The sequence below is a fragment of the Sphingobium subterraneum genome (assembly GCF_014199435.1).
GTDB classification, from domain to species: domain Bacteria; phylum Pseudomonadota; class Alphaproteobacteria; order Sphingomonadales; family Sphingomonadaceae; genus Sphingobium; species Sphingobium subterraneum.
In genome coordinates this window covers 278,262-292,453 of sequence record NZ_JACIJP010000001.1, presented here as the reverse complement: position 1 = coordinate 292,453, position 14,192 = coordinate 278,262, and the positions used below count along the sequence as shown (strand labels likewise).

Here is a 14,192-nt window from a genome sequence, read left to right as displayed (position 1 = left end):
GGGTATGGCGGACAGGGTGGGATTCGAACCCACGGTGAGCTTCCACCCACGGCGGTTTTCAAGACCGCTGCCTTAAACCACTCGGCCACCTGTCCGCTGCCCGCGCGTGCGGAGCGCGGTCTTCATATCGGCGAGTGCGGGGAAACCCAAGCATTTCTTTGCAGGCCGACAGAGCGCGCCAAAGACGGGGCGAAAGAGGGATTCACCTTTGGCGGAGACTGTGCCACACTGCGCGTATGATCCGCTTTCGTCCCTCGCTTTCCGCCCTTTCGATCGCCTTGCTTTCGCTGATGCCGGGATCGGCTTCGATCGGCGTTAGCGCGGCTCTCGCGCAGGCCGATTCGGCGACTACGGCCGCGCCTCCTGTTGCCGCATTCGTTCCCGACGCAGCGTTCCAGTCCTATCTTGCCGGTTTGCGCCCGCGCGCGCAGGCGATGGGGATCAGCGGCGCGACGATTGACCGGGTCTTCCCCACGCTCACCCCCAATCCCCGCGTGGTCCAGCTCGATCAGGCGCAGCCCGGTGGACCGATCGATTCGCCGATCCCGGATTTCGAGCCGTATCGCCGCCAGCACATCAACACCGCGATCATTGCGGGGGGACGGCGGGTTTATGGCGCCAGCCGCGCGCAACTGATGCAGATCGAGCAGCAGACAGGCGTTCCGGAAAGCATCATGGTCGCAATCTTCGGCCATGAAACGAGCTACGGCAGCTATACCGGCACTTTCGACCTGCTGCGCTCGCTCGCGACTTTGGCCTACGAAGGGCGGAGGCGCGATCTGTTCGAGCCGGAGTTTCTCGCTGCATTGAAAATGCTCGATAATGGCGTGCCCCGTGAGCGGCTGGTGGGGAGCTGGGCCGGGGCGACCGGCTATCCGCAGTTCCTGCCCTCCGTCTATTTGCGCGTGGCGCGGGATGGGGATGGCGATGGGAAGATCGACATATGGACCAGCCAGGCCGATGCGCTTGCGTCCATCGCCAATTATTTCGTCGACGCCGGGTGGCGCAAGGGCCAGCCCTGGGGCGTTGCGGCGAGTGTTCCGGCTTCCTTCGATCGCACGAGCGTCGCCAATCATACGGTGCCCGCCCGCTGTCCCCGCGTGTTCGAGCGGCATAGCCGCTGGCTGACCATCGCCGAATGGCGTGCGCGGGGCGTGATGCCGATGGGGCCGTCCGCCATCGCGGATACGGCCTTCGCCACGCTGCTCGAACCGGACGGGCCGGGAAAAACCGCCTATCTGTTAACCAGTAATTATCGGGCGATCCTCGATTATAATTGTTCGAACTTCTACGGGCTATCGGTGGGGCTATTGGCGGATGCTGTCGACGATTAGGACTATAGCACTGCTCGGGGGAGCGGCGCTGGCGCTGGGGTCCTGTAGCGGGATCGTGGGAAAGCGGGAAGCCGGGCCGCCGCCCGCCGCACGTCCATCTCCACCCCGTGCCGTGGTGCAGGACTTACCCGTCAAGATCGGCAATCCCTATCAGGTTGGGAGCGTTACCTACACGCCCGCCGATCCGCCCAGCTACGACGAGGTCGGTTATGCGAGCTGGTATGGCGAGGAAGTCGGCGGCAACGCGACGGCCAATGGTGAGCGCTTCAACCCCGGCGGCATCAGCGGCGCGCACAAGACCCTGCCGCTGCCAAGCTATGTGGAGGTGACGGCGCTCGACAACGGGCGGACAATCCTGGTGCGATTGAACGATCGCGGTCCCTTTTCCAACGATCGGCTGATCGACCTGTCGCGCGGGGCGGCGGAGCAACTGGGGATTGCGGGTGGCGGGGCCGCCGCCGTGCGCGTGCGCCGCGTCAATCCACCGGATCAGGAACGGGCGACATTGCGCGCCGGAGGCAGGGCGGCTGAAAGACTCGAAACGCCCGCGCCTTTGCTTGTTGCCCTGCGCAGCAAGCTGCAGGCAGCACCGGGCAGCCTGCCTCCCGCGCCCGTGGTCGCGCTCGTTCCGCCCAAAGCTCAGGCGTCCGTTGCGCCGAAACCTGTTGCATTGCCCAAACCAGCCGTCCCGCAGGCCGGGATCTCCTATGTCGTACAGGCCGCCGCTTTCTCCTCGCGCGAACGGGCCGCAGCGGCGGCAAAACGTATCGGCGCTACCGCATCGCCATCCGGCGCGCTCTGGCGGGTCCGCTACGGCCCTTATCCCAGCGAAGCCGCAGCGGCCGAAGGCGTAAAGCGCGCCGCCGCGTCCGGCTTTCCCGGCGCGCGTATCATGGTAAACGAATAGCTGCACTTCGCGCTGCTCTGGCGTATAGCCCGGATTCGCAAACCGGAATTGCACCGCACCAGAGAGGCCCGATGAAGAAGCTCGCACTCGGCATATTGTTCCTGACCGTTTCGCTCGACCCGCTGGTCGCCAATGCGCCGCCCTATGAGAGCGCCGCGCCCATTGCCTATATGCAGGATCTCTCGTCCGGCGCGGTGCTCTACGACAAGGGGGCGGAGACCCGCATTCCGCCCGCGTCGATGGCGAAAATGATGACGGTGCATGTTGCCTTCAAGCTGATCAAGGAAGGCAAGCTTCGCCTCAACCAGATGATCACCGTGCGCCCGGAAACCTGGCAGCAATGGCATGGCCCGGCGGCGGGATCGACCATGTTCCTTTCGCCCAACGAACAGGTGTCGGTCGAAAATCTGCTGCACGGTATCGTTACCCTGTCGGGCAATGACGCGTGCGTTGTTCTGGCCGAAGGAATCGCCGGGACAGAGCAGGCCTTCACCGACCTCATGAACAAGGAAGCCGCACGGCTCGGTCTCGCCAACAGCCATTTCGGCACCAGCAACGGCTGGCCGGACGAAGGCCGCACCTATGTGACCGCGCGGGACCTGGCTCATCTGGCCGCCGCAACCGTTCAGGAAACACCGGATCTCTACCGCAAATTCTACGCCACGCGCTCCTTTACATGGGGCAAGACCATGGGCGGGAACGAGATCAAGCAGGATAACCGCAACCCGATCCTCGGAAAGATCGCGGGCGCGGACGGGCTGAAAACCGGCCACACGGAAGAAGCGGGCTATGGCTTCACTGGCTCTGCCGAGCAGAACGGCCGTCGCCTCGTTATGGTCGTCGCTGGCCTCACCAGTTTCAACGGTCGCATCGAGGAGTCCGTGCGCTTCATGGACTGGGGCTTCAAATCGTGGCGCGCGCAGCCCCTGTTCCGCCAAGGTGCGACGGTCGAGACCGCCGAGGTGCAGCAGGGCAGCGCCACCTCTGTACCGCTTGTCGCTCCGCGCAATCTTGCTGTCACCCTGCCGCTTTCGGCGTCCGGCAACATCAGCGTGAAGGTCGTCTACACCGGCCCGATCAAGGCGCCCATCGCCAAGGGACAGCAGATCGCCCAGCTGATCGTTTCGACCCCCGACACCGATCCGCAGGTCATGCCGCTCGTTGCGGGTGAAGATGTCGCCGAGGCCGGGTTCTTCGGCCGCCTGTGGAACGGCCTCAAGTCGCTGTTCGGGTGAGCCGCGGCCGCTTCATCACGCTGGAAGGCGGGGAGGGGGCCGGCAAGTCGACCCAGCTCCGCGCCCTTGCCACCTATCTGCGCGGGCAGGGCAAGGAAGTCGTGGAAACCCGCGAACCAGGCGGTAGCGAAGGCGCAGAGGCGATCCGCACGCTGCTGCTCACCGGCGATGCCGGGCGCTGGGGGCCGCGCGCCGAAGCGCTGCTGTTCGCCGCAGCGCGCGCCGACCATCTCGAAAAACGCATCGTCCCCGCTCTGGATGCCGGGCAATGGGTACTGTCCGACCGCTTCATCGACAGCAGCCGGGCGTACCAGAGCGGAGCCAGCGGCCTTGCCGATGACGACATCATGACGCTGCATCGCATCGGATCGCAGGGGCTGCTGCCCGACCGCACCTACATCCTCGCGCTCCCGCAGGACGAGGCGCTGGACCGCGCGCGGTGGCGCGATCAGGGTGCTAGCGACCGGTTCGGCGCGCGGGATGCCGCCTATCACCGCCGGGTGGCGGACGCCTTCGCCGCCTACGCCGCTGAGGATACCGTCCGCGTACGCATGATCGACGCCAGCGGCGCGCCCGATGCCGTCACCGCGCGGCTCATCGCGGATCTGGCGGATCTGCTGTCATGACGTCATTCTCACGCATTCTCGGCCATGATCTCCAGCGCGCGGAACTGCTCGACGCTGCGGCTTCGGGTCGCATGCATCACGGCTGGATTCTCGCGGGTTCGGAAGGCATCGGCAAGGCGAGCGTTGCCCGGTCGATCGCGCTCAGCCTGCTTGCCGGGGAGGCAGGCGAGGTTCCCGATCATCACCCCGCCGCCCATTTGTTCACCGCCGGGACCCACCCCGATTATGCCGAACTTTCACGCGTCGAAAAGGACAATGGCGATCTCGCCCGCAATATCAGCGTCGATCAGGTGCGCGGCCTGCATCGCCTGCTCGAAAGCGCGCCGTCGATTGCCAGCCGCCGCGTCATCCTCATTGATAGTGCGGACGACCTGGAACGCGGCGCCGCCAACGCTTTGCTCAAGAGCCTGGAAGAGCCGCCCCAGGGTGTCGTCTTTCTGCTGGTCAGCCACGCGCCCTCGCGCCTGCTCCCCACGATCCGCTCGCGCTGCCGCATGCTGCGTTTTTCCGCGCTGGACGAGAGCACGATGCGACGCGCTCTGGCCGATGCAAGGCCGGATCTACCCGATCACGAGCTTGCGGGTCTCATCGAAATTGGCAACGGATCGCCGGGCCGTGCGCTGGGCTTTGCCGGGCTCGGGATAGCGGAAATGAACGCCGCGCTGGCCCGCATCGCCGCCACCGGCGACCCCGACAATGCCGAACGTCTGACGCTCGCCCAATCCCTCGCCCTCAAAAGCGCGCGGCTCCGTTTCGTCGCCTTTCTGGAGCACGCCCCGGCCTTTATCGCGGCGCAGGCCCGTGCACGGCACGGCGATGCGCTCGCGACGTCGCTTGCCGCATGGGACGAAGCGCGCAGGCTCGCGGGCGGAGCGATCCTCCTGTCGCTCGATCCTGCAACGGTGGTGTTCGAGTTGTGTAGCCAGGTCGCCAGTCTTGCGCGGCAGACCGCAGAGGTCTGACCCTCTCGATAAACGCCTTGGACCGAGGTGAGACTGGCGCTAGAGGGACAAGAGATCCCTTCCTGCCAGCGAGCATATAGTCCCACATGGCCAAACCGTTCACGATCACTACCGCCATCAGCTACCCCAACGGGCGGCCGCATATCGGCCATGCCTATGAGGCGATCGCGACCGACGCCTTCGCGCGGTTCCAGCGGATGATGGGGCGCGATGTGTTCTTTCAGACGGGCACGGATGAGCATGGGCTGAAAATGGCGCAGGCCGCCCGCGCACGCGGGATCGAGCCGCTGGCGCTGGCGGACGAAATGTCCGCCTATTTCCGTCAGATGGATGATGCTCTTAACATTTCTTATGACCGCTTTATCCGCACGAGCGAGCCGGATCATCACCGCGCCAGCCAGGCCTTGTGGGCCGCGATGGAGGCGAATGGCGACCTCTATCTTGATCGCTACGAAGGCTGGTACTCGATCCGCGACGAAGCCTTTTACGACGAAAAGGAACTGGTCGAGGGGGAGGGCGGCGCCAAGCTCTCGCCGCAGGGGACGCCCGTCGAATGGAACGTGGAGGAAAGCTGGTTCTTCCGCCTGTCGAAATATCAGCAGCCTTTGCTCGATCTCTACGCCAGCCAGCCGGATTTCATCCAGCCGGATAGCCGCCGCAATGAAATCATGCGCTTCGTCGAGGGCGGCCTGTCCGACCTGAGCGTCTCCCGCACCAGCTTCGACTGGGGCGTCAAGGTACCCAATGGCGACAATCACGTCATGTATGTGTGGGTCGACGCGCTCACCAACTACCTCACCGGCAGCGGCTATCCCGACGACGCCGAACGCATGGCGAAATACTGGGCAGAAGGCGGCGATATTCTGCACATTATCGGCAAGGACATTGTACGCTTCCACGCGGTCTACTGGCCGGCATTCCTGATGAGCGCCAAGCTGCCGCTGCCCAGCCAAGTGTTCGGCCACGGTTTCCTCCTCAACCGGGGTGAGAAGATGTCAAAATCGGTGGGCAACGTTGCCGATCCACTGGAGCTGGCCGAGCGTTTCGGGGTGGACCAACTGCGCTATTTCCTGCTGTCCGAAGTCACTTTCGGAAATGATGGCAGCTATAGTGCAGAAGCAATTGTTCAGAGGGCAAATTCAGATCTCGCCAATAGCTTTGGTAATCTGGCGCAACGTACCTTGAGCTTTATTGCGAAGAATCTGGAGGGGCGGTTGCCCTGGGCGGTTGAAGGCAGTTCCCACACTGCGGATCATCAGCTTCAAGGCGTTGTCCAAGATGCATGTCATACTCTCGTCCCAAGGGAACTGGCAGGACTTGCCCCGTCAACGGCAATCGAAGAGTGGATGCGTGCTGTCTTCGCCTGCAATGCCTACATCGACGCGCAGGCGCCGTGGGCACTACGCAAGACCGACCCGGAACGAATGGAGGCGGTGCTTGCGGTGCTTTATAATGCAATCGGCCAACTTGCCATCGCGATCCAACCCATCATCCCGGCGAGCGCAGCCAATCTTCTTGACCAGATGGGCGTTCCTGCTGAGGCGCGGACCTATGAAGGACTGGCGTCCGACTGGTACGCCGACCTGCGTGCATCCGGGTTCACCCTGTCCCCACCCAAGCCGCTGTTCCCGCGCCTCGAACTCACCGAGGACGAAGCCGGAGCATGATCGATAGCCATTGCCATCTCAATTACAAAGGCTTGGTCGAGGATCCCAACGGCGTCCTGACGCGCGCGCGCGCCGCGGGCGTAACCGGTATGCTCAACATCTCGACCCGCGCGAGCGAGTGGGATGCGGTTATCGGTGCGGCGGAGCGGGAAGAGGATGTCTGGGCGAGCGTCGGTATTCACCCGCATGAGGCGGACGAACATCCCGATGTCGATAGGGCACAGCTCGTTACGCGAGCGGCGCACCCGCGGGTCGTCGGCATCGGGGAAACCGGCCTTGATTATTATTACGACAAGAGCGATCGCGCGCGCCAGCAGGCGAGTTTTCGCGCGCACATCGGCGCGGCGCGCGACACCGCACTTCCGATCATCATCCATACCCGTGATGCGGAGGAGGACACGATCGCTATCCTGCGCGACGAAATGGGGCAGGGTGCCTTCACGGGCGTGATCCACTGTTTCACCGCGTCCGGAGACTTTGCGGACGCCGCTATGGAACTGGGTCTGTTCATCAGTATTTCCGGGATTGTGACGTTCAAGAACGCCAAGGATCTTCAGGAGACCGCTGCGCGCCTGCCGCTCGACCGGCTGCTCATCGAGACGGACTCGCCGTTCCTCGCACCGGTACCACATCGGGGAAGGCCGTGCGAACCGGCGTTCGTAGCCGACACGGCGCGTTTTCTGGCGACCTTGCGTGGTGAAACGCTGGACGATCTGGTGGCGGCAACCACCACCAATTTCTTCGCGCTGTTTGCCAAGGCCGCATGACTCTGCGCGCGCGGATCTTGGGATGCGGCACCTCGTCCGGCGTGCCCCGTATCGGCAATGACTGGGGCGCATGCAACCCCGCCAACCCGAAGAACCGCCGCACGCGCGCGTCGATCCTTGTCGAAACCGACACCACGCGCATTCTTGTCGATACCTCACCCGATATGCGCGCGCAGCTTCTCGACGCCGATGTCGATGCGGTCGACGCGATCCTGTGGACGCACGATCATGCCGACCATTGCCATGGCATCGACGACGTTCGCCAACTTTTCCATAGCCGTCGCCAGCGGATCCCCGCCTTCGCCCGGCGCGAGCCGCTCGAGCTGCTTCAGCGCCGCTTCGCATACGCGTTTGACGGGCGGGATGGCTATCCACCGATCATCGACGCCGCCGTTCTGCCCGACGCATTGACGGTCGGCGACGTCGCGATCCGTTGCGTGGACCAGCCCCATGGTTCGATTTTCTCCACCGGTTTTCACTTTTCACACAATGGGAAGAGCGTGGCGTATTCTACAGATTTTCATGAAGTAACGAGCGCTATGGTGGCGTTATTTGCAGGGGTGGATGTCTGGATTGTCGATGCCTTGCGCGTCGCGCCGCACCCCACGCACGCGCATCTTGCGCTCACGCTCGATGCGATCGCCAAGCTGCAACCGGGCCGCGCGTTCCTGACGCATATGGACCAGAGCATGGATTATGATAGCCTGTGCGCGATGCTGCCCGACACCGTCCGCCCGGCCCATGACGGCCTGATCCTCGAGCCATGAACGCCGCCCAGAGCGCGGATGTCATTTGGTATGTTCTGGCCCTGGTGCTGGTCGGGTCCGCCCTGTTGTCGCGCCGTTTTTCGCTGCGAAGTGCGCTCGGAATGGTGCTCTCATGGATCGTTATTTTTGGCATCGCGCTGGTGATATTCAGCTATCGCAACGAACTGATGGGTGTTGCCAGCCGCGTCCGCAGCGAAGTGACCGGCCAGTCGATGCAGAAGGTCGTCGGCCAGACACTGCGCATCGCGCAGGCGCCTGACGGGCATTACTGGGCCGACGCGCAGATCAACGGCACCTCCACCCGTTTCCTGATCGACAGCGGCGCGACCATCACGGCCGTGGGGGTGGAAGACGCCAAGCGCGCGGGGCTCAACATCGATGCCTTTGCCCCACCGATGATGATGCAGACCGCCAATGGGGTGGTCGAAGCGCGGCGTTCGTCAATCGCGAGCCTTCATGTGGGGCCCATCCAAGCCAGCGATTTGGGCATTGTGGTTTCTGAAAGCCTGGGTGACGTCAACGTGCTCGGGATGAACTTCCTTTCGCGCCTGAAAAGTTGGCGGGTGGAAAATGGCGAGATGGTACTGGAACCCTAGCAATCTGCAGGGTCGGACAGGGACAGCGGCCCACCAGATGGGCCTGTCACATAACTGTAATAGATGTGTCACGATTCGGTCTCCGAATCTCCCTAGTGGCCGGTGAGACACTTCCGCAGGGGGAGTGACCATGGACCAAGAGGGCGAAATGAAGCTCAGCACCAAGATTTTTCTGGCCACCACGCTTGCCGCGGTCGTTGCCGTTCCCGCTTCCGCGCAGATGCGCCGCAACATCCGCGTCGTCGGCTCTTCGACGGTGTATCCGTTCACCAAAGCCGTGTCGGAACGCTTCGCCGCCGCCAACCGCAATGTCCCCGCGCCGATCGTCGAATCGACCGGTACTGGCGCTGGCGCCAAGCTGTTCTGTGCGGGTGTGGGCGCCCAGCACCCGGACATTCTGGATGCCTCGCGCCGCATGAAAGCGTCGGAATTCAAGACCTGCGCCGCGAATGGCGTATCGCAAATCACCGAAATCCAGGTTGGCCTCGACGGCCTGACGCTCGCCCAGACCAAGAACGGTCAGCTGCGCAACGTCAGCGTCAAGGACGTCTACATGGCGATCGCGGCCGCTCCGTTTGGCAAGCCGAACCGCGCGAAGACCTGGAAGGACGTGAATCCCAGCCTGCCTGCGTTGCCCATCCGCGTCTATGGTCCGCCAACGACCAGCGGCACGCGTTCCTCGATCGAGGATCTGCTGATGAACCCGGTGTGCGACACGAACCCGTCGGTCGTTGCATTAAAGAAAACCAACGAAGCCCAGTATAACAAGATCTGCAAGGGCATCCGCGAAGACGGCGCCTATATCAACGCAGGCGAGAACGACAACCTGATTGTGCAGAAGCTCGAAGGTGATCCGACGGCTGTAGGTTTCTTCGGCTACAGCTATCTGGAAGAGAACGCATCACGCCTGCGCGGCGTCTCTCTGAACGGGGTCGAGCCGACCTATGCGACGATCTCGACCTTCAAATATCCCGGCGCCCGCGCGCTCTACATCTACGTGAAGAATGCGCATGCGCAGGCCATTCCCGGCATCCGTCAGTTCGTCGCGGAATATGTGAAGGAGGGTACTTTCGGTCCCAATGGCTATCTCAAGAATGCCGGGATTGTGGCATCGCCGGACGCCATCCGCAGCCGCGCTGCCAAGTTTGGTACGACGCTGACGCCGATGAACGGCGCCGTGCTCAAATAACCGGAATCTCTGTCCCGCCCGCCACGACAAGCCGGGCGGGACAGATTGCTTATTTTTACGGGGGTTTTCGGGTCGGCAGGGAAAGTCACCGGCTCCCAACCCGCTCTAGCATTCTGACCCAAAGGGGGAATTTATGAACCGCACTGCTTTGCGAGCCCTTCTGCTCGTCTCCACCGCGTTCGCTTTGCCGACCGTCGCTTTTGCGCAGCAAGCCCCGCAGGAAGCCGAACCGCCGGCCGACGCTCCGTCGCCCGATGATCCATCGCTCCAGAGCGTCTCTGACGCCGAAGCCAAGACAAGCGACGCCGACGCCAAGATGGCGTTGCTTCAGGCCCAGCTCGAAGCCCTGCAAACGCAGGTTGACGAGATGAAGAAAGCGCAGGCCAAGAACACCCCCGCATGGAAGGGTGCTCCGCTGTTTGCTGACAATGATGCGGGTTTCACGTTCAAGGTGCGTGGGCGCTTCATGATGGACACGTCCTACATGAGCACGCCGGATTTCCAGAACCCGCGTGATTACGGCTTCAACACCCGCGTTCGTCGCATTCGCCTCGGAGTCGAAGGCACGCTCCCTGGCGAGTTCGGGTACAAGGCAGAAGTGGATTTTGCGAACAGCGCGGTAGGATTTGGCGACGTCGTGATGAGCTGGAACCCGAAGAAAGGTCCGCTCACCCTGACGCTGGGTAACCAGGAATCGCTCGATGGTATGGAGCAGATCACCAGCTCGCGCTGGTCGTCGTTCATCGAGCGCGCGCAGATCAACGACGCGTTCGGCAACACCCGTCGCCTTGGCCTCGTCGTCGGCTACAAGAGCAAAGACAATCTGTTCCGCCTCGACGGCGGTCTGTTTGCCGCGCACTCGATCGACGCCTCGCTCGATAACAAGGGATGGATCGGTGCAGCTCGCGCTACTTATACACCCTATGTCGGTCCGGGTTTTGTCCACATTGGACTGAACTGGCAGCATCGCGAGTTCCAGGAGAATAACGGCTCGACCGCCCTGACTGCGGGTGCGGGTTCGCCTTCCACCGGCCAGCTCGTCCAGTACCGCGCCCGCCCGTTCCTGCAGACGACCGGTCAGCGCTTTGCGGACACAACCAGCTTCGCGGCCAAGGGTGACGATATCTTCGGTGTTGAACTTTACGGCGTGTTCAATTCGCTGCATGTCGGCGGTGAAGCACAGTTGGTCAAGGTCCGGTCCTACAGCGCAGGCGATCGCCTTGTCAGCCGTGATCAGTTCACGACCAACACGCAGCTTGTCGCGAGCGGCAACCCGACCTTCTGGGGCGGACATTTCGAAGTTGGCTACTTCCTGACTGGCGAAACCCGCGGGTACAAGAATGGCACATGGGATCGCACCAAGGTGCTCAACCCCGTCGATAAGGGCGGCATGGGCGCATTCCAGATCCTGGGTCGTGTCGACTATCTCGACCTTAATTCGGATAAGCTGCAGATTGGGTTCAGCAACAATTTCACCACCGGCGTTGCGACCGCGTCGAACAGTCTCGCCCGTGGCGGTACGCAGACCGGATATCTGGCTGGTCTGACATGGATCCCGAACGATTATGTCCGGTTCCTGTTGAACTACATCCACACGGAAGTGGAGGGGGGTCCGAAGGCCGCGTCGGTCAAGCCGACGTCGACCAAGACAGTCGACAAACGGAGCTACTCGAGCGATGCGATCGCCCTACGCGCGCAGTTCGACTTCTGATAAGATCGGTTGACACTTTCCGCCTGTCTGGGCCAATCGGCCCGGCAGGCGGAAAGTGCTTGGATGGGCAGGGCGCCCGCCTGGAATATGGGGATATAGAGTGTCGAGCTTTCACATGTTCCTGATTGCAATACTGGCGGCGGTTGTGGCTTCGTTCCTCGGACGCCGCAAGGCGCAGGCGATCGGTCGTGCCAGTGGAGGAGGGGGCGACCCGCGTTCGCGGATGCCCGCTCTGCCCGGCCATTATGGCGCATTTCTTGCCTTGTGCACCGGCGGACCGGCGTTCGTCATGGCCTGCATCTGGCCGACCATTTCCGACACATTCGTCATGCGCGCCGTGCTCGCCAGCCCGGTCGCAAAGACCCTTCCGGCGGCGGAAATCGACCGCGAGGCGATCATTGGTGAGGCGAGGGGCCTTGCCGATGGCACGATCGAGGCGGCGTTCAATCCGGCATCCTACGAATTGGTGAAGCCGATCACCGCGGCGATCCAGCATTTCAACCTCATTGGCTTTATCCTCACGCTGGTGCTGGTGCTTGCCGGGTTTGCCGCGGGCTATCTGTGCATCCGCCGCGATTTCCGCGCCCGTGACCGTGTCGAAACGATCGTGATGGTCTGCCTGATGGCCGCGTCGCTCGTTGCCCTCGTCACGACCTTCGGTATTGTTGCGTCACTGCTGTTTGAAACCAGCCTGTTCTTTCGGCAGGTTCCGGTCACCGAGTTCCTGTTCGGTACCCACTGGTCGCCGACGACCGATATCGTCCCGGGCCAGACCAATGGTTTCGGCGCGGTGCCGCTCTTCTGGGGCACGGTATTTATCGGCGCGATCATCGCCATGATCATCGCGATCCCGATTGGCGTGCTGACGGCAATTTATCTCACCCAATACGCCCGCCCGACTGTCCGCAAATGGCTCAAGCCCACGCTCGAAGTCCTCGCGGGTATTCCGACGGTCGTCTACGGTTATTTCGCTGCGCTTACACTCGGCCCGGCGGTGCGCGAATTCGCGCTGATGCTTGGCATGGAAAACCCTACGTCCGAGAGCGCTTTGTCCGCAGGGCTCGTCATGGGCGTGATGATCATCCCGTTGATCTCGTCCATGTCGGACGACAGCATCGCCGCTGTCCCGGCCTCCATGCGCGATGGGGCACTGGCGCTGGGCGCGACCAAATCCGAAACGGTGCGCAAGGTGCTCGTTCCCGCTGCGCTGCCCGGTATCGTCGGCGGCATATTGCTCGCGGTCAGCCGCGCCATCGGCGAAACGATGATCGTGGTGATGGCCGCCGGCATGGCCGCCAACCTTTCGGCCAATCCGTTTGCCAGCGTCACCACCGTCACCACACAGATCGTGCAGCTGCTGACCGGCGATCAGGAATTCGACAGCGCCAAGACGCTCTCCGCCTTCGCGCTTGGGCTGGTGCTGTTCATCGTCACGCTGATCCTCAATGTCATCGCGCTCAGCATCGTGAAGCGCTATCGGGAGGCCTACGAATAATGACCGAACCCGCCTCCGCCATCGCCATCGCGACGAATATGGAACGCAAGCCGACCGATTGGTCTGCCTCGTCCAAGATGCGTCAGCGTCTCGCGAGCCGCAACCGCACGGAGAAAATGTTCCAGTTCACGGGCCTCGCCGCCGTGGTGCTTGCCGTGTTCTTTCTGGCCTTCCTCCTCTGGTCAATGCTGGCAGACGGCGTCCATGGCCTGAGCTGGCAGTTCCTGACCGGTACCGACTCCAGTGATCCGGAGACGGTCGGCATCTGGGGCGCGCTCAAGGGGTCGTTGCTGACCATGGCGGTCACGCTCGGCCTCAGCTTCCCGATCGGTGTGCTGACGGCGCTGTACCTGGAAGAATTTGCTCCGCGCAACATGTGGACGGACATCGTCGAGGTGTCGATCAACAACCTCGCCGCCGTTCCCTCGATCATTTTCGGTCTGCTGGGTCTCGCCGTGTTCCTCAATTTCATGCATCTGCCGCGCAGCGCGCCGGTGGTGGGCGGCCTGACGCTCGCACTGATGACCATGCCCGTGATCGTGATCGCCGGGCGCAACGCTATCAAGTCGGTGCCGCCGTCTATCCGCGACGCAGCGAGGGGCATTGGCGCGTCGCCTGTGCAGGTTGTGTTTCACCATGTCCTGCCGCTCGCGCTGCCGGGTATCATGACCGGGACGATCATCGGCATGGCGCGGGCTCTGGGTGAAACCGCCCCGCTGCTGATGATCGGCATGCGCGCCTTCATTCCGACGCCGCCCAGCAGCTTTACCGAGCCGGCGACCGTGCTCCCGGTACAGATCTTCCTCTGGTCGGACGAAATCTCGCAGGGGTTTGTCGAAAAAACCTCCGCCGCCATCATCGTGCTGCTTGCCGTCCTCATGACGATGAACAGCATCGCCATTATCCTCCGCAACAGGTTCGAACAGAAATGGTAGC

At 62.8% G+C, this 14,192-nt stretch carries 13 protein-coding genes and 1 tRNA gene; 13 read left to right on the top strand and 1 reads right to left on the bottom strand.

Annotated features, from left to right (window positions below):
- Positions 1–5 precede the first annotated feature (5 nt).
- Positions 6–95, bottom strand: a tRNA-Ser gene (locus tag FHS92_RS01420).
- A gap of 195 nt (positions 96–290) precedes the next feature.
- Here FHS92_RS01420 and FHS92_RS01415 point away from each other — a divergent pair.
- The 13 genes from FHS92_RS01415 to pstA all read left to right on the top strand — a co-directional run bounded on the left by FHS92_RS01415 (position 291) and on the right by pstA (position 14,191).
- Positions 291–1,334 (top strand): lytic murein transglycosylase, encoded by a 1,044-nt coding sequence (locus FHS92_RS01415; protein ID WP_184078670.1) that lies wholly within the window; start codon positions 291–293, stop codon positions 1,332–1,334.
- Positions 1,318–2,241: a septal ring lytic transglycosylase RlpA family protein gene (locus FHS92_RS01410; RefSeq protein WP_184076842.1), complete on the top strand. Its 924-nt coding sequence runs from the start codon at positions 1,318–1,320 to the stop codon at positions 2,239–2,241. Before FHS92_RS01415 ends, FHS92_RS01410 begins: the two co-directional genes overlap by 17 nt.
- A gap of 71 nt (positions 2,242–2,312) precedes the next feature.
- A complete protein-coding gene (locus FHS92_RS01405; protein WP_184076840.1) occupies positions 2,313–3,476 on the top strand; it encodes a D-alanyl-D-alanine carboxypeptidase family protein in 1,164 nt (387 codons plus the stop codon).
- Positions 3,473–4,102, top strand: coding sequence for a dTMP kinase (gene tmk, locus FHS92_RS01400; RefSeq protein ID WP_184076838.1), 630 nt, complete (start codon positions 3,473–3,475; stop codon positions 4,100–4,102). Before FHS92_RS01405 ends, tmk begins: the two co-directional genes overlap by 4 nt.
- A complete protein-coding gene (locus FHS92_RS01395; protein ID WP_184076836.1) occupies positions 4,099–5,064 on the top strand; it encodes an AAA family ATPase in 966 nt (321 codons plus the stop codon). The genes tmk and FHS92_RS01395 overlap by 4 nt, the downstream gene beginning before the upstream one ends.
- A gap of 86 nt (positions 5,065–5,150) precedes the next feature.
- Positions 5,151–6,731 carry a methionine--tRNA ligase gene (metG, locus tag FHS92_RS01390; protein ID WP_184076834.1) on the top strand — a complete coding sequence of 527 codons (1,581 nt, stop codon included), beginning with the start codon at positions 5,151–5,153 and terminating at the stop codon, positions 6,729–6,731.
- Entirely contained in the window at positions 6,728–7,498 is a 771-nt protein-coding gene (locus FHS92_RS01385; RefSeq protein WP_184076832.1) for a TatD family hydrolase, read from the top strand. The genes metG and FHS92_RS01385 overlap by 4 nt, the downstream gene beginning before the upstream one ends.
- On the top strand, positions 7,495–8,265 hold the full coding sequence (locus FHS92_RS01380; RefSeq protein WP_184076830.1) for an MBL fold metallo-hydrolase: 771 nt from the start codon (positions 7,495–7,497) through the stop codon (positions 8,263–8,265). Before FHS92_RS01385 ends, FHS92_RS01380 begins: the two co-directional genes overlap by 4 nt.
- Positions 8,262–8,861, top strand: coding sequence for a retropepsin-like aspartic protease family protein (locus FHS92_RS01375; protein WP_184076828.1), 600 nt, complete (start codon positions 8,262–8,264; stop codon positions 8,859–8,861). Before FHS92_RS01380 ends, FHS92_RS01375 begins: the two co-directional genes overlap by 4 nt.
- A gap of 148 nt (positions 8,862–9,009) precedes the next feature.
- Entirely contained in the window at positions 9,010–10,050 is a 1,041-nt protein-coding gene (locus tag FHS92_RS01370) for a substrate-binding domain-containing protein (protein ID WP_184078668.1), read from the top strand.
- Between the two features lie 133 nt (positions 10,051–10,183).
- Positions 10,184–11,761: an OprO/OprP family phosphate-selective porin gene (locus tag FHS92_RS01365; RefSeq protein WP_184076826.1), complete on the top strand. Its 1,578-nt coding sequence runs from the start codon at positions 10,184–10,186 to the stop codon at positions 11,759–11,761.
- 115 nt (positions 11,762–11,876) lie between these two features.
- Positions 11,877–13,256: a phosphate ABC transporter permease subunit PstC gene (gene pstC, locus FHS92_RS01360; protein WP_184076824.1), complete on the top strand. Its 1,380-nt coding sequence runs from the start codon at positions 11,877–11,879 to the stop codon at positions 13,254–13,256.
- Positions 13,256–14,191 carry a phosphate ABC transporter permease PstA gene (pstA, locus tag FHS92_RS01355; protein WP_246351729.1) on the top strand — a complete coding sequence of 312 codons (936 nt, stop codon included), beginning with the start codon at positions 13,256–13,258 and terminating at the stop codon, positions 14,189–14,191. Before pstC ends, pstA begins: the two co-directional genes overlap by 1 nt.
- Position 14,192 lies beyond the last annotated feature (1 nt).

What these genes read in the sequence shown, in the direction of transcription:
- FHS92_RS01415 (WP_184078670.1), top strand. Translation starts at nt 291, where the DNA reads ATGCCGGGATCGGCTTCGATCGGCGTTAGCGCGGCTCTCGCGCAGGCC.
- FHS92_RS01410 (WP_184076842.1), top strand. Translation starts at nt 1,318, where the DNA reads ATGCTGTCGACGATTAGGACTATAGCACTGCTCGGGGGAGCGGCGCTG.
- FHS92_RS01405 (WP_184076840.1), top strand. Translation starts at nt 2,313, where the DNA reads ATGAAGAAGCTCGCACTCGGCATATTGTTCCTGACCGTTTCGCTCGAC.
- FHS92_RS01395 (WP_184076836.1), top strand. Translation starts at nt 4,099, where the DNA reads ATGACGTCATTCTCACGCATTCTCGGCCATGATCTCCAGCGCGCGGAA.
- metG (WP_184076834.1), top strand. Translation starts at nt 5,151, where the DNA reads ATGGCCAAACCGTTCACGATCACTACCGCCATCAGCTACCCCAACGGG.
- FHS92_RS01385 (WP_184076832.1), top strand. Translation starts at nt 6,728, where the DNA reads ATGATCGATAGCCATTGCCATCTCAATTACAAAGGCTTGGTCGAGGAT.
- FHS92_RS01380 (WP_184076830.1), top strand. Translation starts at nt 7,495, where the DNA reads ATGACTCTGCGCGCGCGGATCTTGGGATGCGGCACCTCGTCCGGCGTG.
- FHS92_RS01375 (WP_184076828.1), top strand. Translation starts at nt 8,262, where the DNA reads ATGAACGCCGCCCAGAGCGCGGATGTCATTTGGTATGTTCTGGCCCTG.
- FHS92_RS01370 (WP_184078668.1), top strand. Translation starts at nt 9,010, where the DNA reads ATGAAGCTCAGCACCAAGATTTTTCTGGCCACCACGCTTGCCGCGGTC.
- FHS92_RS01365 (WP_184076826.1), top strand. Translation starts at nt 10,184, where the DNA reads ATGAACCGCACTGCTTTGCGAGCCCTTCTGCTCGTCTCCACCGCGTTC.
- pstC (WP_184076824.1), top strand. Translation starts at nt 11,877, where the DNA reads ATGTTCCTGATTGCAATACTGGCGGCGGTTGTGGCTTCGTTCCTCGGA.
- pstA (WP_246351729.1), top strand. Translation starts at nt 13,256, where the DNA reads ATGACCGAACCCGCCTCCGCCATCGCCATCGCGACGAATATGGAACGC.